The organism is Actinacidiphila sp. bgisy160 (genome assembly GCF_057707815.1).
In genome coordinates this window covers 1-20,666 of record NZ_JBYIQW010000042.1, presented here as the reverse complement: position 1 = coordinate 20,666, position 20,666 = coordinate 1, and the positions used below count along the sequence as shown (strand labels likewise).

Below are 20,666 nucleotides of genomic sequence, written 5' to 3'. Positions count from 1 at the left end.
CGGTCACGACGCCGGGGACAGCGCCTCCGGGCTCAGGTCTCCCGGGCGGGAGTGGCCGGACAGGGCGAGGGTGAGGTCGAACTCGGCCAGCACGCAGCGGATGACGTGCTCGACGCCCGCTTGACCGTCCAGGCCGAGGCCGTAGGCGTAGGGGCGGCCGAGGAGGACGGCGGTGGCACCGAGGGCGAGGGCCTTGAAGACGTCGTCGCCGGTGCGGACACCGCTGTCGAAGAGGACGGCGAGCCGGTCGCCGACGGCGCGGGCCACCGCGGGGAGGGCGTCCGCGGCGCCGATCGCTCCGTTGACCTGGCGGCCGCCGTGGTTGGACACGACGACGCCGTCCATGCCGGCGTCGGCGGCCAGGCGTGCGTCGTCGGGGTGCTGCACGCCCTTGAGGACGATCGGGCCGTCCCAGTTCTCGCGCAGGAAGGCGAGGTCGGGCCAGGTCTTGCCGGGGTCGGCGAACATGCCGACGAAGCGCAGGACGGCTGCGTTCAGGTCCTCCTCGACGGGCTTGGTGAGGCCGGCGAGGAATGCGGGGTCGGTGAAGTAGTTGGCGGTGCCGATGCCCTTGAGGAAGGGCAGGTACGCCTGGTCCAGGTCCCGGGGCCGCCAGGCGAGCAGCGGGGTGTCGAGGGTGACGAGCAGCGCGGTGTACCCGGCGGCCTTGGCGCGGCCCAGGAAGCTGCGCGTCACCTCGCGGTCCTTGGCCCAGTACAGCTGGAACCAGCGTTCCGCGTCGCCCATGGCCTCGGCGACCTCCTCCATGGGCGTGCTGGACGCGGAGGAGAGCACGAAGGGCACCCCCTGCGCCGCGGCGGCACGGGCGGCAGCGCGCTCGGCGTCGGGGTGCACGATCGACAGCACGCCGACCGGGCCCAGCGCGAGCGGGGCGCTCAGCGTGCGGCCGAGGACCTCCACCGTCAGGTCGCGCGCGGACACGTCGCGCAGCATGCGCGGCACGATCCGCAGCCGGTCCAGGGCCTCGCGGTTGGCCCGTTCGGTTCGGCCGCTGCCCGCGCTGCCGGCGACGTAGCCGAAGGGCCCGGCGGCCAGGCGCTCGGCGGCCAGTTCCTCCAGCCGCGTCAGGTCGGTGGGGAGGGCGGGCAGCACGCCCGCGAGCCCGTTGAGGTAGATCTCGTACTGGTGGTCCGCCCGGTCGCCCATTCCTGTCCCGTCTGTCGGTGCCGAGACCAGGACTGTGTCAGGACCTGTCCGCCGCGTCCACCGTCCGGTCAGGCCTGCGGCAGTTCGGCGGCCATGTCGGCGCGCACGGCGGCGTTGCGGCGGCCCACCACGGCCCCCGCCGTGAGCGCGCCGACGGTGAAGCAGGCCGCGACCGTCCAGACGTTGTCCAGCACGTGGCCGGTGAGCCGGTCCAGTGAGTAGCGGCCCGGTCCGGCCAGGCCCACGGCGGCGGCGGTGTAGCCGAGGAACGCCGGGTACTCGAAGCCGCCCGAGGCGGAGAAGAAGCCGGCCGGCAGATGCACGGAGACAGCGCCGGCCATCCCGCCGGCGGCGGCCGCGCCGGCGGCCGGGGTGGCCAGGCCGAGCGCCAGCAGGGTGCCGCCGCCCGCCTCGGCGAGGCCCGAGGCGAGCGCGCTGAGCCGGCCGGGCCGGAAGCCCATGGACTCCATCGCCTCGCCCGTGCCCTCCAGGCCGTGGCCGCCGAACCAGCCGAAGAGCTTCTGGGAGCCGTGGGCGACGAGCACCGCGCCCGCCCCCAGGCGCAGTGCGAGCAGTCCGAGGTCCTTGCGGCGGCTGTCGGGCATGGCGGGGTCCTTCCGGGGCGGTGCGGGCGCGTACGGCCAGTCTGGACGCCCGCCGCGGGGCGCGCCGCCCGCGGTGGGCCGTCCGGGCGGTCAGGAGGCGATGGCCACGGCCCGCCGTACGCAGTCCTCCGAGCCGAGGGCACGCAGCATGAAGTCGGCGAGGTCTGCCCGGCTGACCCGGGAGGCCAGGCCGAGCCGTAGGTCGGGGCCGGTGCGGTAGACGCCGGAGTAACGGCCGCCGGTGATGACCGCGGGCCGCACGATGGTCCACAGGTCGCCCTCGGCGCGGATCAGCTCCTCCTGGCGGTCCTTGTCCCGCATGATGGCCGGGATGACCAGTGAGGTCGCGAACCGGTGCACACCGCGCCCGCCCGGTCCCGACCCGTAAGCGCCGACGGCCACCAGCCGCCGTACGCCGAGCGCCCGCATGGCGGGGAGAATGCGCCGCATGCCGTCGGCGCAGATGGTTCCGCCGCGCGGGGAGCGGGTGCCGAGGGCGCTGAGCACCCCGTCGGCGCCCGCGATCACGCGGCCGACGGCCTCGGCGTCCCGGACGTCGCCGGGCACGACCGTCAGCCGTTCGCGCGGGGGGAGCGCGGCGGGGTCGCGGGCCAGGGCGGTGACCTCGTGGCCCGCGTCGAGGGCCTGCGCCACGAGCTCGCGTCCCACATGGCCGGTGGCTCCGAAGATCGCGATACGCATGTCGGCGTCGCTCCGGGTCGGGGTAGGGTCACCCGCCATCCTGGGTCACCACCCGGCGGGCGGCTACTTCAGAAGGCGCGACATCCTGCGGTCGGCGAGCGGCTTCCCGCCGGTCTGGCACGTGGGGCAGTACTGCAGGGAGGAGTCGCTGAAGGAGACCTCGCGGATCGTGTCGCCGCAGACGGGGCACGGCTCGCCCGTGTGCCCGTGCACCCGCAGCCCGGTCTTCTTCTCGCCCTTCAGGTCGCCCGCCGCCAGGCCGCGGGAGCGTTCGACGGCGTCCTGGAGGGTGGTGCGCAGCGCTTGGTACAACCGGCTGACCTCCTCCTCGGAGAGGTTCGCCGCGAGTGCGTACGGCGACATCTTGGCGGCGTGCAGCACCTCGTCCGAATAGGCGTTGCCGACACCGGCGATGACGCCCTGGTCGCGCAGGACGCCCTTGATGCGGCGGCGTTCGCCGGAGAGCAGGGCCGCGAAGACGCCGAGCGTGAAGGCGGGGCCGAGCGGTTCGGGGCCGAGGCGGGCGATGCCGGGGACGTCCTGCGGGTCCCGGACGCAGTGGACGGCCAGCCGCTTCTGCGTCCCCGCCTCCGTCAGGTCGAAGCCGGCGCCCTCCGGTTCCGCCATCAGCAGCCGCAGCGCGAGCGGGCCCTTGCCGGGGCGGGGCGGGGTCGCGGGCAGGTCGTCCCTCCAGCGCAGCCAGCCGCCCCGGGCCAGGTGCACGGCGAGGTACGGGCCCGCTCCGGCGTCGGTGGTGAAGACGAGGAACTTGCCACGGCGCCCGACAGAGGTCACGGTGCGCCCGTGCAGCGCGTCCAGCGGCGGCTCGTAGGTCTTGAGGACGCTCACCGCCACCGGCAGGACCCGGGCGATGGCGTGGCCGGCCATGCGGCCGGTGAGGAACCCGGCCAGGGCCTCGACTTCGGGCAGCTCCGGCATGCGACCAGTGTGCGCCCGGGAACGGTGGGGTGCGAGACGGCGACCGGACGGCTCCGCCCGCTTGCGGCGTCAATACCGCACCATGAACAGACAGTTGGATGTTCGGTAGAACTGGACATCGGGACGCCGGGTGTGAATGATCGCAGCCATGGCCGATTCTCTCCCCCTGCCCGCCGAGGCACCGAACCACCCGGACCCGGGTGCGCTGGACCCCACCGAGGTGATTCCCCGGCCGCAGCCGGTGGAGGCCGGTGAGGCCACGGAGGTCAGGGTCATCAGCGGAGAGGTCGTCGGAGGCCGCCATCGCGGGCAGCGCCGTGGTCCCGGCCGCGGCTCGCTGGGCACCGCCGTGCTGACGGCGACCGGCGCCGTCGCGGGCCTGTCCATGCTGATGCCGCACGGCGGCGCCGGCAACGTCGCGGAGGCCGCCCAGGAGTCGGTGAGGGCCGTGCCGGACGGGGCCGTCGAGGACGCCATCGTGCCGACGGCGGCGGGCGCCGCCGTCTCCGCCGAGACCCCGGAGGCCGGGACGAAGGCGTCGACGAAGCCCGCGTCGACGGGCACGGGCACCTCGGCGGGCACCGGCGCCCGTGACACCGCGCGGACGGACGCACCGGCCCCGGGCCGCCACGCACGCGTCAGCGGCACCTGGGACAGCGAGGACTGGCAGGAGGCCGTGACACGCGCCATCGCCGCGCACCGCTCGGGCGAGCGGGGTGGCTTCGGCGGACGGCACCGTGCCGACGGCGGCACCGGCTGGAACGCCTACGGCGGTGGCCAGTGGGACGGCGGACGGCAGGGCGACTGGTACCGGGGCGGCTGACGTCGCTTCCGGGCTCACGTCGTTCCACAGTTGACGTGGGCTGCGTGCGTCAGGGCGGCCCCTGCTCGGGCCAGATCGTCTTGCGGCCGGGCGTCTGCCGGGATCCGCAGCGCTGGGTGAGCCGGGCAACGAGCGGCAGGCCGCGGCCGCCCTCGTCGAAGATCCGGGGCGGCGCAGGTGCGGGGCGGTGCTGCTGGTGTCGCAGGCCTCGCAGATCACGGTGGCGTCGCGGATCAGCCCGAGTCCCCGCCATGACCAGCACCGCCCTCAACCGCCGCACCGGTCCGCACCGGCGGCTCACCCGCCCCGCTTCCCCGGCGACCCGGCGCCGCGCCCGGGGCCGTCGGTGTCCCGAGTGCCGCCGGCCGCTTTCGCGGTCGGGCCGGCCGAAGTCGGCCCGACGTGCTCCTCCCCTCCTCCGTGCCGCCCGTGGCCGGTGCGCCTTCTCATGGGTCGTCCTCGCCCTCACGGCCGTTCCCTCAGCATGATCCCCTCGGGCACTCTCGAGCGGCGTGCGCGGCGGCGGCGCGGCGCACACGGCACGGGGCCGCCGCTTCACCCGCGGTCGCCCTCTGGGCAAGGCCCTCCGTACGCACGAGACTGAGGCCAGGCGAGTGTGAGGAGTGGCACAGGTGACGGTGAAGGTCGACGGGCCACTGACGGCCTCCCCCCGGCTCGCCTCGCCCTGGACGCGCGGCGCGGCGGCCGCGGCGGCAGGGGCGCTGCCGGCGCTGGCCTTCCCGGCGCCGTCGCTGTGGTGGCTGGCGTACGTCGCCCTGGTGCCCTGGATGCTGCTGGCGCGCGCCGCGCCGACGGGGCGGCGGGCCGCGCTGGACGGATGGCTGGGCGGGGCCGGCTTCATGGTGGCCGTGCATCACTGGCTGATCCCGAGTCTGCACGTCTTCATCGTGCTCATCGCCCTTCTGCTGGGGGCCCTTTGGGCGCCGTGGGGATGGCTCGTGCGGCGGCTGCTCGGGGGCACGCCAGGCCGCCGCCCGGTCCTGGCGGCGGTGGTGCTGGTGCCTTGTGCCTGGCTGCTGGTCGAGCTGGTGCGGTCGTGGGAGTACCTGGGCGGGCCGTGGGGGCTGCTGGGGGCGAGCCAGTGGCAGGTGCCGCCGGCGCTGCGGCTGGCCTCGATCGGGGGCGTGTGGCTGGTCAGTTTCCTGGTGGTGGCGGTGAACACGGCGCTGGCCGCGCTGCTCGCGGTGCCCTCGTGCCGGGCCGCCGCCGGGTCCGCGCTGGCGACCGCGGCGGTGGGGACGACGGCGCTGTGGGCCTGGGCCCCGGTCCCGTCCCGCAGCGGGGAGTCCGTGCGGGTGGCGGTGGTGCAGCCGGGGGTGATCAACGGGCCGCAGCCACGCTTCGACCGTGGGGAGCAGCTGACCCGGACGCTCGCGGGCCGGGGCGTGGACCTGGTGGTGTGGGGGGAGAGCAGCGTCGGCTTCGACCTGTCGGCACGCCCCGACCTGGCGGACCGGCTGGCCGCGCTGTCCCGGGACGTCGGCGCCGACATCCTGGTCAACGTCGACGCCCGGCGGGAGGACGGCCTCGGGATTTCCAAGACCTCGATGCTGATCGGCCCGTCCGGGCCGGTCGGCCCGGGCTACGACAAGATGCGGCTGGTGCCCTTCGGCGAGTACGTGCCGGCCCGCACCGTGCTGGGCTGGACGACCTCGGTGGGCAGGGCGGCCGGGGAGGACCGCATCCGCGGTGACCGCCAGGTCGTCATGGACGCGGGCACGGTGCGGCTGGCGCCCCTGGTCTGCTTCGAGTCGGCGTTCCCCGACATGAGCCGGCACCTGGCGGACGACGGGGCGCAGCTGCTGGTGGCGCAGTCCTCCACGTCCTCGTTCCAGGACAGCTGGGCACCCGCGCAGCACGCCTCGCTGGCGGCGCTGCGCTCGGCGGAGACCTGGCGGCCGATGGTGCACGCGACGCTGACCGGGGTCAGCGTGGTCCACGACGCCCGCGGCGAGCGGATCGGCCCGGCACTCGGCACGTCGCGCGGTACGGCGCAGGTCTACGACGTGCCGCTGAGCTCCGGACGCAGCCCGTACGACCGGCTCGGGGACTGGGTCCCCCGGCTGGCGGTGCTGCTGCTGACCGCGTCGGGGGTGTACGAGACGGCGCTCAGGAGGTCTGCTCGGTCACGGCGGTGACGACGCGCTCGCACAGTTCGTGGGTGAGCAGCGCGTCGCGGGCGTCGAGGGGCCTGCCGTGCCGTACGGCGTCGAGGAACGCGAGGGCGATCCCCTCTATGCCGCGCTGGCGGGCGACGGGAACCCAGTCGCCGCGGCGGCGGACGGTGGGCTGGCCCTTGTGGTCGACGACCTCGGCCAGGTTGAACACCTGGCGCTTGCTGTCCTGGCCCATCACCTCCAGGACCTCCTCGTTGGAGCCGCTCATGCGGTTCATCACGCCGATCGCGGTGAATCCGTCTCCCGACAGCTGCAGCGTGACGTGGTGGAGCAGCCCACCGCGCACCCGCGCCCGGACGTCGGTGTGCTCGACGGGGCCCGGCAGGAGGAAGCGCAGGGTATCGACGACGTGGATGAAGTCGTCGAAGACGACGGTGCGCGCGGTGTCCGGATGTCCGATGCGGTTCTTCTGCATGACGACCAGGTCGCGCGGGTGGTCGGCGCACTGCACGTAGCCAGGCGCGTGGCGGCGGTTGAAACCGACCGTCAGCCCGACGCCGCGCTCCTCGGCGAGCCGCACCAGGTGCTCGGCCCCGGCCAGGTCGTAGGCGAGGGGCTTGTCGACGTAGACGGGGACGCCGGCGGCGATGAGGCGTTCGGTGATCTCGACGTGCGTCTCGGTGGGCGCGTGCACGAACGCCCCGTCGAGTCCCTGGTCGAGCAGGGCGCCGAGGGTGTCGTGGCGATGCGCGGCCGGGACCCGGTGGGTGTCGGCGACGGCGTCGAGGGTGGCGCGGGTGCGGGTGTGCAGGTGCGGTTCGACCCCCGGCTGGGCGGTGAGCACCGGCAGGTACGCCTTGCGCGCGATGTCGCCGAGTCCGATGACCCCGATCCTGAGGGGTTCCATGTGCCGCTCCCGCCTACGTCTGCCGTGCCTGACCTGTGCCGTCGGCAGCATACGGGCCGGTCGGCGGCCGCCGGTCGGCGATCCCGTCGAGGCCGCGCGGCGCCAGGCGCGGGCCGACCGGGTTGACGGTGGCGAACCTGGCCCGGGTTGGGCGTCATGGCGTGCGCGGCGTCGCCGAGCCGGGCGACGCGCCCCGGTGGAAGGGCGGCAGCGGCGTCGCGAGGTGGTGGACGTGGTCGCGGAGCACGGTCCCGGGGGCGGCGGAGGCGATGAGTTCGGGAATCGGGTGGTGCCGTCCGCCGCACAGGCGCCGCGGCTCTGTCCGTTCGTCCCCGTCGAGGGCGCCGGGCGGTTCCACAGCGGTGGCGTGGCAGTGGACGCGGCCGCCGGTGAGCGGACGGTGCCCCACAGCCGGCCGCGCCCCCAGGTCTCGTCCGACAGGTACGCGGCGGGCGCCGGGCGGCGTCCCGTCACCTCGGCCGGGGCGAGCCGGCCACCGGCCACACCGCCGCCCGCCCCGGGCCGAGTTGCGCGCGGGAGCGGCCGACCTGCTACGGGGGATGGTCGGCGGCCGTTCCGGCGGTTGATGCGTCGACGTTGTCAGAGACCCCCGCCATCATGGCGGCCATGACGACGACACCGGAGCGCACCGACCCGCCCTACATCGCCGACGAGCGCACCATGCTGGAGAGCTGGCTGGACTTCCACCGCGACACCCTCGCGATGAAGTGCGCCGGCCTGGACGACGAACAGCTGCGCACCGCGAGCGCGCCCCCCTCGGACCTCAGCCTGCTCGGCCTGGTCCGGCACATGGCCAGCGTCGAGCGCGGCTGGTTCCGCACCGTCCTCGCCGGCGAGGACGTGCCTCCGCTCTACCTCACCGAGGAGGACCCCGACGGCGAGTTCCACGGCCTGGACGACGCCGACACCGCCGAGGCCTTCGCTACCTGGCGCGCCGAGATCGCGCGCGCCCGCGAGCTGACCCGCGGCCGGTCGCTCGACGACGTCGGGTCGCGCCGCGGCAGGCACGAGGTCTCCCTGCGCTGGATCTACGTCCACATGATCGAGGAGTACGCCCGCCACAACGGCCACGCCGACCTGATCCGCGAGCGCATCGACGGGGTCACGGGCGACTGACGCCTCACTCCGGCACCCGGTGCAGCACCTCGTCGCAGAGGACGCCCGGGTCGCCGGAGCTCACGCACAGGCGGGTGTCGTCGCGCCAGTCCTCGACGACCCCCAGCCCCGAGAACCCGTCGAGCTCCACATAGCGGTGGTGGAACGTCCAGGTGCCGCCCGTGGTCGTCACCCCGTCGACCCACCGGCCCGGGGTGAAGACCTGGGCGGGCATCCGGGAGGCGGAGAAGTGCCCGTCCGCGTCGAACCGGATGGAACCGTCCCCGTCGTCCGTCACCCAGGTACCGAACAGCGCGCTGCGCGAGGCGACGGAGGCCGGGGCCACGTCCGCCGCCAGGAGGTGCTGGATCAGCCCGACGTCGGCGACCATGCCGAGCACCAGTCCGGCCGCCCACGCCGCCGCTTCGGCCCGGCGACGCGCCCTGCCCGTGCGCGGCCCCGTCCATTCCGTCCATGCCATCGGCATCCCCCTCGGCCCGGGCCGGGCGACGACCCCCGTGCGTCGCCCGGCCCGGGCGACGTCACTCGCCCAGGTTCGGGATGCGCCAGTCCACCGGGTCGTGGCCCTGCGCCTTGAGCGCCTCGTCGATCTGGGTGAAGGGGCGGCTGCCGAGGAAGAGCTTGGCCGACAGCGGCGACGGGTGGGCGCCCTGGACGACCGCGTGCCGCTCGGTGTCGATCAGCGGCAGCTTCTTCTTGGCGTGGTTGCCCCACAGGACGAAGACCGCCGGGTCGGGCCGGGACGCGACGGCCTTGATGACCGCGTCGGTGAACTTCTCCCAGCCCTTGCCCTTGTGCGAGTTGGCCGTGGCCTCGCGCACCGTCAGCACCGCGTTGAGCAGCAGCACGCCCTGCTCGGCCCATGGCATCAGGTAGCCGTTGTCCGGGATCGGGTAGCCGTACTCCTCCTTCATCTCCTTGAAGATGTTCCGCAGCGAGGGCGGCGTCTTGACGCCGGGCCGCACGGAGAAACAGAGGCCGTGCCCCTGGCCCTCGCCGTGGTACGGGTCCTGACCGAGGATCAGCACCTTCACCTTGTCGTAGGGAGTGGCGTCCAGGGCCGCGAAGACCTGCTCGCGCGGCGGGAAGACCTTGTACTTCCCGCGCTCCTCCTCCACGAACTCGGTGAGCTGGGTGAAGTAGGGCTTCTCCAGCTCCTCACCGAGGACGGCCTGCCAGGACTCGGGCAGCGTGATGGGCACGTCGGGAACCTCCGGTACGCGATCCGTTACTGGGGACGAACGTACCGTTCCGCACTGACAATCCGTCCGGCCGGGTGTCGTCGACCGTGGTGCCGAGGGGTAGGGCGCCCCGGCACAGGGTGCTGACCTTCGGCCCGGCGCCGCCTGCCGGTGTGCGGTGTCGCATGGTGCGCACTCCTCGGATACGGGGAAGTCCCTGGTGCCGGCCGCCGCGGCGGCGGCCGGTACCAGGGACCGTGCACGTGGGAGTGCGGACGAACGCAGGCCTCAGGCGCCGACGCCGGCGTTGAGGAAGATGCCGCCGTCCACGACAAGGGTCTGGCCGGTGATCCAGGCCGCCGCGTCCGAGAGCAGGAAGGCGGCGGCGCCGCCGATGTCCTCGGGCACGCCGAGCCGCCTCAGCGGGTACGCGGCCGCCGCCTGTTCCTCGCGGCCCTCGTAGAGGGCGGAGGCGAACTTGGTCTTGACGACCGCGGGGGCGATGGCGTTGGCACGGACGCCGGGAGCCATCTCGGAGGCGAGCTGCAGCGTGAGGTTGACCATCGCGGCCTTGCTCATGCCGTACGCGCCGATGAAGGGGGAGGCGCTGATGCCCGCCACGGAGGCGATGTTGACGATCGCGCCGCCGTTGTCCTTCATCCACGCCTTGTACGTCTGCTGGGCGAAGCCGAGCGCGGAGATGACGTTGGTCTCGAAGACCTTGCGGGCGACACCGAGGTCGAGCTCGGCGAGCGGGCCGAAGACCGGGTTGGTACCGGCGTTGTTGGCGAGGTAGTCGACGCGGCCGAAGGCCTCCATCGTGCGCTCGACGACCTCGGCCTGGTGCGCCTCGTCGTGGGCCTTGCCGGCCACGCCGAGGGCCCGGTCGGCGCCGAGCCGTTCGACGGCCTCCTTCAGCGCCTCCTCGTTACGGCCGGTGATGACGACGCGGTCGCCGCGGGCCACGAGGGCCTCGGCGATGCCGTAGCCGATGCCGCGGCTGGCGCCGGTGACGATCGCCACGCGGCCGCCTGCGGGCTGGGTGCTCATGATGCGGGTCTCCTGTCGCTGGTCAGTCGAGCGGGCCGCCGGCCACGTACAGCACCTGGCCGGACACAAAGCCCGCGTCGTCGCCGGTGAAGAAGGCGATGGCGTTGGCGACGTCGTCGGGCCGGCCGACCCGCTGCACCGGGATCTGGGTGGCGGCCGCGGCCTGGAACTCCTCGAAGCCCATGCCGATGCGGGCGGCGGTGGCGGCGGTCATGTCGGTGACGATGAAGCCGGGGGCGACGGCGTTGGCGGTCACGCCGAACTTGCCCAGCTCGTGCGCGAGGGTCTTGGTGAAGCCCTGCAGGCCCGCCTTGGCGGCGGAGTAGTTGGCCTGGCCGCGGTTGCCGAGGGCGGAGGACGAGGACAGGTTGACCACCCGGCCGAACTTCGCGTCCACCATGTGCTTCTGGACGGCGCGGGTCATCAGGAAGGCGCCGCGCAGGTGCACGTTCATGACCGTGTCCCAGTCGGCCGCGCTCATCTTGAACAGCAGGTTGTCGCGGAGCACGCCCGCGTTGTTGACGAGGATCGTCGGCGCCCCGAGCTCCTCGGCGACGCGCGCGACCGCGGCCGCGACCTGCTCCTCGTCGGAGACGTCGGCGCCGACGGCGACGGCCCGGCCGCCCGCCTTGGTGATCTGCTCGACGGTGTCCTTGCACGCGGTCTCGTCGAGGTCCAGCACGGCCACGGCGCGGCCCTCGGCGGCCAGGCGCACGGCGGTGGCGGCGCCGATGCCGCGCGCCGCCCCTGTCACGATCGCTACGCGCTGCTCGGTGGTCGACATCTGCTCTCCTCAGCCCTGTGGGGAGCGGTCGCGCAAGTGAGCGACCGCTTAGTACGTCCCGTAGCCGAAACCGTAGGAGCGCGGTGACCCTGTGTCAACGCCCACCGCGCCGATGTGGCTCAGCGCACCAGAAGATCCAGCAGACGGTCCACCTCGGCCTCGGGGTCCTCGGTCAGCCCGGTGTGGATCGGGCCCGGCTGCACGATGGTGCTGCGCGGCGCCGTCAGCCACCGGAAGCGCCGCCCGGGATCGTCCTCCGCCGCCTGCCCGGCCCGCTCGCCGCCCGCGCAGACGCCCTCGTACCCGCGCAGCGCGGCCCGTACGCCTGCGACGTCCACGTCCGGGTCGAGGCAGCGCAGCCGGGTCTCGTCCAGGTGGACGCGGGCACCCACAAAGGACTTGGCGCGGCAGTAGACCAGCACGCCCGCGTTGATCACCTCGCCGCGCTCGATCCGCGGCATCACGCGCACCAGCGCGTACTCGAACACATCGCGCCCGCTCGCCGTGCTCACTTGGCGGCCTTCCCCTCGACCCAGGTGCGCAGCCACTCCGGCGGCGCCTGCTTCTCCTGCTGCTTCGGGGCGAGGGTGATCCGCTCCCCCACGGTGCCGGCGCGCGCCAGCAGCACCCGCTCGTAGGCGCGCCGCACCTCCTCCGGGCCCGCGAAACCGGGCTCGTCCAGCAGCCACTCGTCGGGGATCTGCGCGGTGACCTCGCGCAGCAGCGCCTCGTCCACGCGCGGGGCGAGGTCGCGCGCGGCGGCCTCGACGTCCGGGGAGAACCGGGCGAGGGCGTGGTCGGCCGCGTCGTAGGGCTTGTCGGCGGCCTGGTCGGCGCCCTTCCAGTTGTGGTGGAAGATCAGCGAGGCGCCGTGGTCGATCAGCCAGAGGTCCTTGTGCCAGACCAGCATGTTCGGGTTGCGCCACGAGCGGTCGACGTTGCCGACGAGCGCGTCGAACCACACGACCCGCCCCGCCTCACCGGACTCCACCTCGAAGACGAGCGGGTCGAAGCCGAGCGCGCCGGGGAGGAAGTCCATGCCGAGGTTGAGACCACCACTGGCCTTCAGCAGGTCCTGGATCTCCTGGTCCGGCTCGCCGAGCCCGATCACCGGGTCGAACTGGAACCGCACCAGCACCGGCACCCGCAGCCCCAGCCGCCGGGCGAGCTCCCCCGCGATCACCTCCGCGACCAGCGCCTTGCGGCCCTGGGCCGCCCCGATGAACTTCACCACATAGGTCCCCAGGTCGTCGGCCTCGACGACCCCGGGCACCGATCCGCCCTCACGCAACGGCGTGACGTAGCGGATCCCGGTCACTTCCTCCATGGGCGCATCCTAATGACCGGCCTCCCACGGCCACGCCGCGCCATGGCTGGGACCCGACGCGAGCGCCGCGGGTCCCGGCCCTCCCGCTCCGGGTCCCGAAGGGCCGATCCGCCGTACTCTGGAAGCACCCCCCTCTGCGTCCCCGGCGGACGCACAGGGCCCCGGTCTCTGTGGCGGAGACCGGGGGCTCCTTCGCCTCTGGCCCCGGTTCCCCTTCAGCTCGTCCACGTCGTTGTACGCGAAGAAGACCTCCCGGTCCACAGGCGTGACGGGGCGGCCGGCGTACCGGCGGCCCACGTGATCCGGAGGCCGAACGCGTGGCCTCCACGCGCTCGGGCATCTCGTGCGAGCGGTGCCCGGACCATCCGGTGTTCCGGTCCGAAGTAACGGGCTCGAGGGGACTTCGGCTCCGGCACCGGCCGCCACGTGAGATTTCCCGGGGAATGGTTGAACGGCTCACCCATCTCGTCCGTACGTCAGGGCAGGGCGTGACTTGCGCTCCCGGGCCCCGGCAGGCGGTCCGGAACGGACGAGGCAACAGGATGTGTGACGCATGGCCGAGACGACTGGCATCGCAGGAGCTCCGACCCGCCGCGCCGTGGTCGCCGGAGTGGGTGCGGCGGGACTCGCGGCCGCGCTGGCGGCGTGCGGTGACTCCAACGACTCCGCGGGCGCCTACAGCCCTGCCGCGCCCCCGCAGGGCGGCGACCAGGGGGCCGGGGGGTCGGCCCCCGCCGGCGGCGGGGCGCAGGCGGCGCTGGCCAGGACCACGGAGATCCCGGTCGGCGGCGGCAAGATCTTCGCGGACGAGAAGGTCGTCGTCTGCCAGCCCGAGGCGGGCTCCTTCAAGGCGTTCTCCGCGATCTGCACCCACCAGGGCTGCGCCGTCAACGAGATCGCGGGCGGCACGATCAACTGCCCGTGCCACGGCAGCAGGTTCAGCATCAAGGACGGCAGCGTGGCAGGCGGCCCCGCGACCCAGCCGCTGCCGGCGGCGAACATCAAGGTGGAGGGGGACTCAGTGGCCCTGGCCTGAGTCCCCGGGACCCGGCCCGGACCGTTTCCGGCTGCCGACGACCTCGTCGGCGGTGGTGACCGTGGCGAGGAGCGCGAGGGTGTGCCGGACCATGTCCGCGGTGTACGTCTCCGGCACCGCGGCGATGGCGTCGGCGGGCACGACCGCCTCGTAACCGGGGTTGACCGCCTCGAAGACGGCGTTGGGAACGGCCATGTCGGCCGACACCCCGGTGCCGACGACCGTGCGCACGCCGAGGTTGCGCGGCACGGCGTCGAGGCCGGTGCCGGCGACCGGCGACAGCCCGTGCAGCCGTCGCGCGACGAAGCCGCCGGCACCGGCCGGTACTCCTCGGCGAGCTCGACGGCCGGCGTGCCGGCGACCTGGAGCGCGGGCAGCCGCTCGGCGGCGCGGAGGATCCGCGCTGTGCGGCTGGACCCGCCGTCGGCTCGGCGTTCGGCGGTCGGGTGCACCACAACGTACGTCGTCCGGTCGGCACTCAGACGTCGGCGGCCGCCACGTCCTCCCCCGCCCGGCGCAGGGCCTCGACGGCGGCGCGGATGGCGGGGCGGCGGTCGGCGTCGGAGCGCCAGACGGCGTAGATGTGCCGCTTCATGGTGTGCCGCACGCGGATGGCGCGGACCCCCGCCGGGAGCGGGCCGCGGCCGAGGCGCGGGAGGACGGCGACGCCCAGTCCGGCGGCGACGAGGGCGAGGACCGTGGGGTGCTCCTCGGCGTGGTGGGCGATGCGCGGCTCCACGCCCTTGCCTCGCAGGGTGAACAGCAGCCACTCGTGGCAGAACCCGCCGTCCGGCCAGGCGATCCAGTCGTCGCCGGCGAGTTCGCCCAGGTCGACCTCGTCGCGGCCGGCCAGGGGATGGCCCTGCGGGACGACCACGTCGGCGATGTCGTCGAGCAGCGGCTCCTTGGCCAGGCCCCCGGGCAGCGAAAGCGGCTTGTTGTACCAGTCGAGGACGACCGCGAGGTCGATGTCGCCGCGGACGAGCCGGGCCAGCGCGTCCTGGGGCTCCATCTCGTGGACCATCGCGCGCAGCTTGGGGTGGTCGCGCCGCGTCGCGGCGAGCGCCTGCGGGAACAGGCCGCGCACCGAGGTGGGGAAGGCCCCCATGCGCAGCTCGCCGACCGCGGCGCCGCGGTGCGCCTCCAGGTCTGAGTGGGCGAGCTCGACGAGGGAGAGGATGCGGTCGGCGTGCCCGGACAGCAGTCGGCCGGCGTCGGTGAGCCGGACCCCACGGCCGTTCTTGGCCAGCAGGGTCTGTCCCGTCTCGCGTTCGAGCTTGCCCATCTGCTGGGAGACGGCAGAGGTCGTCACGTGCAGGACGTCCGCGGCGGCGCTCACCGAGCCGTACGTGGAGATCGCGTGCAGGACGCGCAGGCGCTCGAGGTTCAACATGTAAGCAAGTCTACGTGATCACCGGCAGGTTTTCTCGCTTGTCCTAAGAGGTTCAATCCGTCATGGTGATGGCCATGAGCGCACCCAGCACCCGCCGCCCGGCCGCCGTGGCCGCCCCGTCAGCCGCCGACACCCCATCCGCCACCGCCACCACTGCGCGCCGCCGCCCCGTCGTGGACTGGCGGGTCAGCTGGGCCGCACTCGCGCTCATCTGGGGTTTCAGCTTCCTGTTCATCAAGGTGGGCACCGAGGCCTACGCCCCGCTGCAGGTCGCGCTCGGCCGCATGGCGTTCGGCACCGCCGTGCTGGCCGCCGCCTTCGCCGTCAAGCGGGAACGGCTGCCGCGCGGCGCGCGCGCCTGGGGGCACATGGCGGTCGCCGCGCTGCTGCTGAACACGGTGCCGTTCACGCTCTTCGCCTACGCGGAGCTGACCATCCCGTCCACACTCGCGGGCATCTGCAACGCCACGACCCCCCTGTGGAGCATGGTGCTGTCGGTGGTGGCACTCTCGGAGGACAAGCCGACCCGGCAGCGGGTCGCGGGTGTCGGCATCGGCTTTGTGGGCGTGCTGACGGTGCTCGGCGCCTGGCAGGGCTTCTCCGGCACGGATCCCGCGGGTACCGCGATGGCGCTGGGTGCCTCCGCGAGCTACGCGGTGGGCTGGATCTACGTGCGCCGCACCCTGAGCGGCAGCGGCAACTCGGCGCTGTCGATGTCCTCCACGCAGCTGCTCCTCGGCACGGTCCAACTGGCCGTGCTGACCCCGCTTTTCACCTCTGTGCCCGCCTCGTTCCCGCTGTGGCCGACGCTGTCGGTGGTGGCCCTGGGCGCGCTGGGCACCGGGATCGCCTTCCTCCTGCAGTACGGGATCGTCGCGGAGAAGGGCCCGACCATCGCCACGATGGTGACCTACCTGATCCCGGTCATCGCGACCGCGGCCGGTGTCGCCCTGCTGGACGAGCACCTGACGTGGAACGAGCCGGTCGGCGCCGTCGTGGTGCTGGCCGGCGCGGCACTGACCCAGCGTCGCCCGGCGGGCTGAACCACCTGCCGATCAGCCGAAGCGCCCGGCGCGGTGCGGCCGGACGGCGTCGGCTACGGCGTCGGCCAGGGCCGGGACCTCGTCCGGCGTGACCGGCGAGACGGTGATGCGGATGCCCGGCGGGGAGTCGAGGCGGAAGCGGGCGCCGGGCGCCACGGCCCAGCCCGCCTGCAGGAGCCGCGCGACCGCCCCCGTCTCGTCGGGCACCGGCACCCAGACGTTCATGCCGCTGCGGCCGTGCGCCGCGACGCCGCGGTCGGCCAGCGCCCGTACCAGCGCCTCGCGGCGCGCGGCGTAGGCGGCGGAGACGGCCGGGACGTCGACCGCGCCGGTGCGCCACAGGTGGGCGACGGTGTGCTGCAGCAGATGGCTGACCCAGCCGGGCCCGAGCCGGTAGCGGCCGCGGACCCGGTCGACGGTGACGGGGTCACCGGTGAGGACGGCCAGGCGCAGGTCGGGGCCGTAGGCTTTGGCGGTCGAGCGGACCAGCATCCAGTGCGCGGTGCTCTCGGCGAGCGGGTGCAGCGGCAGTTCGGTCAGGCCGTTCACATGGTCGTCGTCGATGACGAGCACCTGCGGGTGGCCGCTGAGGACCGTGCGCAGTTCTCCGGCGCGGGCCGCGGAGAGCGTGGCGCCGGTCGGGTTCTGGCCGCGGTCGGTGACGATCAGCGCCCGCGCGCCCTGCCGCAGGGCGGCGTCGACGTCGTGCGGCAGCGGGCCGTCGTCGTCGACGCCCACCGGGAGGGCGCGCAGCCCGAGGGCCGGCACGAGGTCGAAGACGCTGCCCCAGCCGGGGTCCTCCACCGCCACCGCGTCCCCGGGCCGCAGGTGGGCGGTGAGCGCGCGCTCCATGGCGTCGAGTGAACCGGAGGTGAGGGCGACCGGGCCGGCCGGTACGCCGTCGGCGTCGAAGGCGGCCCGCGCCAGCGCGGCGAGCTCGTCCTCGACCGGTGCGTGCCCGTAGAGCACGGGCTGCCGCGCGCTGCGTGCGGCCGCGACGGCCAGCGCCTCACCGAGCGGGGGCAGCAGTGCGGTGTCCGGGTTGCCGGTGGACAGGTCGCGCACCCCGGCCGGCACCTCCGGGCGGATCTCGTCCCGCGCGGTGGTGGCCGGACGACGCCGGACCCGGCTGCCGCGCCGGCCCGCGGTCTCGATGACGCCGCGGTCGCGCAGCAGGCGGTAGGCGGCCGCGACGGTGTTGGGGTTGACGCCGAGTCCGGCGGCGAGCTCCCGCAGCGGCGGCAGCGCGGCGCCCGGCGCGAGGGCGCCCTCCCCGATGGCCCGTTCGACGCTCGCCGCGATCTCCGCTGCGCCCCGGCCGGTGAACGTGTAATCTCCTAGCACAAACGGCATTATGCACTAGTGCAAAGGATCGCGCCATGTCCGCCACGCCCTCCGCTGCCGACGCGTACGCTCCGACCGACCGCACGGTCCCGACCCGCAGCCGCGAGCGCGCCACGTACGACCGCGACCTGGTGCACGCGATCCTCGACGCGGACTACCTCTGCCACCTCGGCTTCGTCCGCGACGGGGCTCCTGTCGTGCTGCCGACCCTCTACGCCCGCGTCGGCGAGCGGCTGTACGTGCACGGCTCCACCGGCTCCCGTCCGCTGCGCGGCGCCGGCGAGGCGACCGGCCTCCCGGTCTGCCTGACCGTGACACACCTGGACGGGCTCGTGCTGGCCCGGTCCGCCTTCAACCACACCGTCAACTACCGCTCCGTGGTGGTGCACGGCGTGGCCCGCCAGGTCACCGACCCCGCCGAGCGCTCCGCCGCCCTGGACGCCCTGGTCGACCACATCATGCCCGGCCGCGCCGCCGACTCCCGCCCGGCCAACGCCAGGGAACTGGCCGCCACCGCCGTCATCGCCCTCGACCTGCGCGAGGTGTCGGCCAAGGTTCGCACCGGCGGCCCGGGCGACGACCCCGAGGACCTGACGCTCCCCCACTGGGCGGGCGTGCTGCCCGTCACCCGCGCCTACGGGCCGCCCGAGCCGGGCGACGACCTCGACCCGTCGATCGCCGTCCCCGGCTACCTCACCGCGCGCTGAGAGGAGCCCCGCGCATGCTCGTCCACCCCTGGGACGCCCCCGCCGACGAGGCCGAGTGGCAGGACTGGCTGGCCGCGCACGACTTCGGCCAGCTCGCGGTCAACGGTCCGGGCGGCGAGCCCCCGTTCGTCCAGCCGCTGCACTTCGCCTACGACGCCGGACGGCGCGAGGCGGTCACCCACCTCGCCCGCCCCAACCCCCTGTGGGCCGCGCTGGAGACCCACCCCCGGGTGACGCTCAGCGTCGTCGACGACTACACCTTCATCCCCGGCCCCTGGCACGCCCCCGAGGGCACCCCGCCCGAGCACGGGACGCCCACCAGCTATTACGCGGCCGTGCAACTGTTGTGCGTGGCCCATCTCGTGGACGACCCGCAGGAGAAGGCGGACCTGCTGCACCGGCAGCTCGCCCACTTCCAGCCGCGCGGCGACCACGCCCCCGTCGTCCCCGGCCAGGCGCCGTTCGGCCGGATACTGCCCGGCATCCGCGGGCTGCGGCTGGAGGTCACGGACGTCCGCGCCAAGTTCAAGTTCGGCGGGAACAAGCCGCGCGAGACGCAGTGGCGGGTGACCGGCCTGCTGGCCGGGCGGGGAGGTCCGGGCGACGACGCCGCCCGGACCCAGCAGTTGCGCCGCCTCGGGCAGCGAGACTAGTCGTCCATCGCCGCGCCGAACCGGGCGTTCTGGTAGGGCGCGCCGATCGAGCCGCCGCCGTACGCCCAGCTCCCCGGCAGCTTGAGACCGCCGGACCCGGCCGAGAACACCCACACCACACCGTCGTTGGTGTTCTCGCCCGGGGCCGCGACGAGCAGGCCGTAGTAGCCGTCGCGGTTGGGGTCGGTGAAGGAGACCTGGGCGCCGAACTTGTCGGCCTTCTCGGCGGCGCCCGGGACGCCCGCGGTGTTCTGGTTGACGTCCAGGACACCGGCCGTGGTCAGGCCCCGCGCCGAACCGCGCAGCACCCACACGGCCCCCGCGTCGGCGACTCTGCCGATGTCCTCGCCGGAGGCGCCGATCGCCACGTCCGCGTAGCCGTCGCGGTTGACGTCCCCGACGGAGAGGTCGGAGCCGAAGCCGTCACCGCGCTCCGCGACACCCGGCACGCCGGCGGTGTCCTGGGTCCACCACACGGGCGGGCTGCCCGGGCCCTCCTGCCCGACCGGCCCGTCCGGGCTGCCGTAGTAGACGCCGACCATGCCGCCGGTCATCGACTCGCCGCCGTCGTCGGGGCTGTGCGGCTCCCCGGTGACCAGGTCGTCGAAGCCGTCGCCGTTGATGTCGCCGGAGGCGACGACCGGGCCGCCGCGCAGGGCGGTGACGGGCAGCGGGTCGATGTCGTCGCTGAGGATGACGTACGACCAGCCGTGGCCCGGCTCGCCGCCCACGCTGGGGCCCGAGACCACGAGGTCGGCCAGGCCGTTGTCGTCGTAGTCGCCGGTCGTCAGGGAGGTGGGGGTGATGCCCGGCCCCTCGGCCTGCCGGGCGAGCGGAGTGCGCCGCCGGTCCTTGAACGGTGTGAACGACCCCCCGCCGCCGTCCTTGCGGGCCGCGGCCTGCGGCGCGGACTCGTACTGGTGGAGGGACAGCCCCACCCTGTCGATCACCGCGAGCAGGTCGCCGGGGACGTACGTGGTGAAGTGCCCCGCGGCCAGGGCGCTGCCGAACCGGTCGCCCTTGGCGGCGTGGTCGGACTGCAGCCAGTCGCTCGCGGCGCCGGACAGCCCCTTCGCCGAGCCCCACAGGACCACGACGCCGCCCGCGTCGGCGCCGACGCCGGTCAGGTCCTCGCCGGGGATGCCGACGACGGCGTCGTCGTAACCGTCCCCGTCGAGGTCGCCACTGGCCACGGCCCGGCCGAAGGCGTCGCCGGTCTCGGCGGCGCCGGGCACGCCGGAGGTGTTCTGGCTGAAGACGCGGGCGCTGGTGGTGACCCCCTTGGGACCGCCGTACTGCACGGTGACGACGCCGGCCCCTGACCGGCCGCCCACGGTGGCGCCGGGGGCACCGGTCAGCACGTCCTCGTACCCGTCGCCGTTGAAGTCCCGGTTGCGGTCGCCCGCGTGCGTGCCGCCGGGGGTCCCGGCGACGGAGGCGGGCGCGGCGGCGATGGCCGCGCCCGTGATGAGGAGAAATGACGCCGCGGTGACCGCAGCCGAGCGGTTCTTGCGCATGAGCGGCTCCTTCGCTCAAGAACGACCGGGCGGTGCGGGGGTGTCCGGAAAGAGCCCGTTTCCTTGTCCGGCGCGGTGTTTGACACGCCGTGGGACGGAATGGTTGTGCGGACCGCGAATCCGGCACGGGTGCCGGGCACGGCCGGCACCCGTGGGTGCCGGGGGAAGTGGGGGGTGCGGGGTCGGGGGGGGGGGGGGGGGGGGGGGGGGGGG

22 protein-coding genes and 1 pseudogene are annotated in these 20,666 nt (G+C 74.3%); 7 read left to right on the top strand and 16 right to left on the bottom strand.

The window, feature by feature from the left end; genetic code table 11:
- Window positions 1-3: 3 nt before the first annotated feature.
- The 4 genes from AC3EUJ_RS27125 to AC3EUJ_RS27110 all read right to left on the bottom strand — a co-directional run bounded on the left by AC3EUJ_RS27125 (window position 4) and on the right by AC3EUJ_RS27110 (window position 3,413).
- A complete protein-coding gene (locus AC3EUJ_RS27125; RefSeq protein WP_431965773.1) occupies window positions 4-1,167 on the bottom strand; it encodes a lactate 2-monooxygenase in 1,164 nt (387 codons plus the stop codon).
- Window positions 1,168-1,235: 68 nt separating this feature from the next.
- Window positions 1,236-1,772 carry a DoxX family protein gene (locus tag AC3EUJ_RS27120; protein WP_431965771.1) on the bottom strand — a complete coding sequence of 179 codons (537 nt, stop codon included), beginning with the start codon at window positions 1,770-1,772 and terminating at the stop codon, window positions 1,236-1,238.
- A 90-nt stretch (window positions 1,773-1,862) separates the two neighbouring features.
- Window positions 1,863-2,474, bottom strand: a complete 612-nt coding sequence (locus AC3EUJ_RS27115) for an NAD(P)-dependent oxidoreductase (RefSeq protein ID WP_431965769.1) — start codon at window positions 2,472-2,474, stop codon at window positions 1,863-1,865.
- A gap of 63 nt (window positions 2,475-2,537) precedes the next feature.
- Window positions 2,538-3,413, bottom strand: a complete 876-nt coding sequence (locus AC3EUJ_RS27110) for an Fpg/Nei family DNA glycosylase (protein WP_431965767.1) — start codon at window positions 3,411-3,413, stop codon at window positions 2,538-2,540.
- 148 nt (window positions 3,414-3,561) lie between these two features.
- Here AC3EUJ_RS27110 and AC3EUJ_RS27105 point away from each other — a divergent pair, with 148 nt between their 5' ends.
- Window positions 3,562-4,236 (top strand): hypothetical protein, encoded by a 675-nt coding sequence (locus AC3EUJ_RS27105; RefSeq protein ID WP_431965765.1) that lies wholly within the window; start codon window positions 3,562-3,564, stop codon window positions 4,234-4,236.
- Window positions 4,237-4,868: 632 nt separating this feature from the next.
- On the top strand, window positions 4,869-6,395 hold the full coding sequence (gene lnt / locus AC3EUJ_RS27100) for an apolipoprotein N-acyltransferase (RefSeq protein WP_431965763.1): 1,527 nt from the start codon (window positions 4,869-4,871) through the stop codon (window positions 6,393-6,395).
- On the opposite strand, the gene AC3EUJ_RS27095 is transcribed toward lnt, so the two are convergent.
- On the bottom strand, window positions 6,367-7,281 hold the full coding sequence (locus tag AC3EUJ_RS27095) for a Gfo/Idh/MocA family protein (RefSeq protein ID WP_431965761.1): 915 nt from the start codon (window positions 7,279-7,281) through the stop codon (window positions 6,367-6,369). The two genes, lnt and AC3EUJ_RS27095, sit on opposite strands and share 29 nt — an antisense overlap.
- Window positions 7,282-7,435: 154 nt before the next feature.
- On the bottom strand, window positions 7,436-7,690 hold the full coding sequence (locus AC3EUJ_RS27090; protein ID WP_431965759.1) for a hypothetical protein: 255 nt from the start codon (window positions 7,688-7,690) through the stop codon (window positions 7,436-7,438).
- Between the two features lie 209 nt (window positions 7,691-7,899).
- Between AC3EUJ_RS27090 and AC3EUJ_RS27085 the strand changes: the two genes are divergently transcribed.
- Window positions 7,900-8,418 (top strand): DinB family protein, encoded by a 519-nt coding sequence (locus AC3EUJ_RS27085; RefSeq protein WP_431965844.1) that lies wholly within the window; start codon window positions 7,900-7,902, stop codon window positions 8,416-8,418.
- Window positions 8,419-8,422: 4 nt separating this feature from the next.
- Here the strand turns inward: AC3EUJ_RS27085 and AC3EUJ_RS27080 are convergent, their stop codons facing one another.
- The 6 genes from AC3EUJ_RS27080 to AC3EUJ_RS27055 all read right to left on the bottom strand — a co-directional run bounded on the left by AC3EUJ_RS27080 (window position 8,423) and on the right by AC3EUJ_RS27055 (window position 12,760).
- Entirely contained in the window at window positions 8,423-8,878 is a 456-nt protein-coding gene (locus AC3EUJ_RS27080; RefSeq protein ID WP_431965758.1) for a hypothetical protein, read from the bottom strand.
- Window positions 8,879-8,939: 61 nt separating this feature from the next.
- Window positions 8,940-9,620 (bottom strand): uracil-DNA glycosylase, encoded by a 681-nt coding sequence (locus AC3EUJ_RS27075; RefSeq protein WP_431965756.1) that lies wholly within the window; start codon window positions 9,618-9,620, stop codon window positions 8,940-8,942.
- Between the two features lie 267 nt (window positions 9,621-9,887).
- A complete protein-coding gene (locus AC3EUJ_RS27070; RefSeq protein WP_431965754.1) occupies window positions 9,888-10,649 on the bottom strand; it encodes an SDR family oxidoreductase in 762 nt (253 codons plus the stop codon).
- Window positions 10,650-10,671: 22 nt separating this feature from the next.
- On the bottom strand, window positions 10,672-11,433 hold the full coding sequence (gene fabG, locus AC3EUJ_RS27065; protein WP_431965752.1) for a 3-oxoacyl-ACP reductase FabG: 762 nt from the start codon (window positions 11,431-11,433) through the stop codon (window positions 10,672-10,674).
- Window positions 11,434-11,552: 119 nt separating this feature from the next.
- Entirely contained in the window at window positions 11,553-11,945 is a 393-nt protein-coding gene (locus tag AC3EUJ_RS27060; protein ID WP_431965750.1) for a DUF3037 domain-containing protein, read from the bottom strand.
- Window positions 11,942-12,760, bottom strand: coding sequence for a HipA family kinase (locus tag AC3EUJ_RS27055; RefSeq protein ID WP_431965748.1), 819 nt, complete (start codon window positions 12,758-12,760; stop codon window positions 11,942-11,944). The genes AC3EUJ_RS27060 and AC3EUJ_RS27055 overlap by 4 nt, the downstream gene beginning before the upstream one ends.
- A 553-nt stretch (window positions 12,761-13,313) precedes the next feature.
- On the opposite strand from AC3EUJ_RS27055, the gene AC3EUJ_RS27050 reads away from it, so the two are divergent.
- Window positions 13,314-13,796 carry a Rieske (2Fe-2S) protein gene (locus AC3EUJ_RS27050; RefSeq protein WP_431965746.1) on the top strand — a complete coding sequence of 161 codons (483 nt, stop codon included), beginning with the start codon at window positions 13,314-13,316 and terminating at the stop codon, window positions 13,794-13,796.
- On the opposite strand, the pseudogene AC3EUJ_RS27045 reads toward AC3EUJ_RS27050, so the two are convergent.
- Window positions 13,779-14,135 (bottom strand): annotated as a pseudogene (locus AC3EUJ_RS27045) (isochorismatase family protein); the annotation flags it as partial. The gene AC3EUJ_RS27050 and the pseudogene AC3EUJ_RS27045 sit on opposite strands and share 18 nt — an antisense overlap.
- 139 nt (window positions 14,136-14,274) lie before the next feature.
- Window positions 14,275-15,189 (bottom strand): LysR family transcriptional regulator, encoded by a 915-nt coding sequence (locus tag AC3EUJ_RS27040; protein WP_431965744.1) that lies wholly within the window; start codon window positions 15,187-15,189, stop codon window positions 14,275-14,277.
- Between the two features lie 74 nt (window positions 15,190-15,263).
- Between AC3EUJ_RS27040 and AC3EUJ_RS27035 the strand changes: the two genes are divergently transcribed.
- Window positions 15,264-16,232 (top strand): DMT family transporter, encoded by a 969-nt coding sequence (locus tag AC3EUJ_RS27035; RefSeq protein WP_431965742.1) that lies wholly within the window; start codon window positions 15,264-15,266, stop codon window positions 16,230-16,232.
- Between the two features lie 12 nt (window positions 16,233-16,244).
- On the opposite strand, the gene AC3EUJ_RS27030 is transcribed toward AC3EUJ_RS27035, so the two are convergent.
- Window positions 16,245-17,585, bottom strand: coding sequence for an aminotransferase class I/II-fold pyridoxal phosphate-dependent enzyme (locus AC3EUJ_RS27030; protein ID WP_431965740.1), 1,341 nt, complete (start codon window positions 17,583-17,585; stop codon window positions 16,245-16,247).
- Window positions 17,586-17,611: 26 nt separating this feature from the next.
- Between AC3EUJ_RS27030 and AC3EUJ_RS27025 the strand changes: the two genes are divergently transcribed.
- Both AC3EUJ_RS27025 and AC3EUJ_RS27020 read left to right on the top strand, forming a co-directional pair.
- A complete protein-coding gene (locus AC3EUJ_RS27025) occupies window positions 17,612-18,283 on the top strand; it encodes a pyridoxamine 5'-phosphate oxidase family protein (RefSeq protein WP_431965738.1) in 672 nt (223 codons plus the stop codon).
- A 14-nt stretch (window positions 18,284-18,297) separates the two neighbouring features.
- Window positions 18,298-18,936 carry an FMN-binding negative transcriptional regulator gene (locus AC3EUJ_RS27020; RefSeq protein WP_431965736.1) on the top strand — a complete coding sequence of 213 codons (639 nt, stop codon included), beginning with the start codon at window positions 18,298-18,300 and terminating at the stop codon, window positions 18,934-18,936.
- Here AC3EUJ_RS27020 and AC3EUJ_RS27015 read toward each other — a convergent pair.
- Window positions 18,933-20,453 carry an FG-GAP repeat protein gene (locus AC3EUJ_RS27015; protein ID WP_431965734.1) on the bottom strand — a complete coding sequence of 507 codons (1,521 nt, stop codon included), beginning with the start codon at window positions 20,451-20,453 and terminating at the stop codon, window positions 18,933-18,935. The two genes, AC3EUJ_RS27020 and AC3EUJ_RS27015, sit on opposite strands and share 4 nt — an antisense overlap.
- Window positions 20,454-20,666 lie beyond the last annotated feature (213 nt).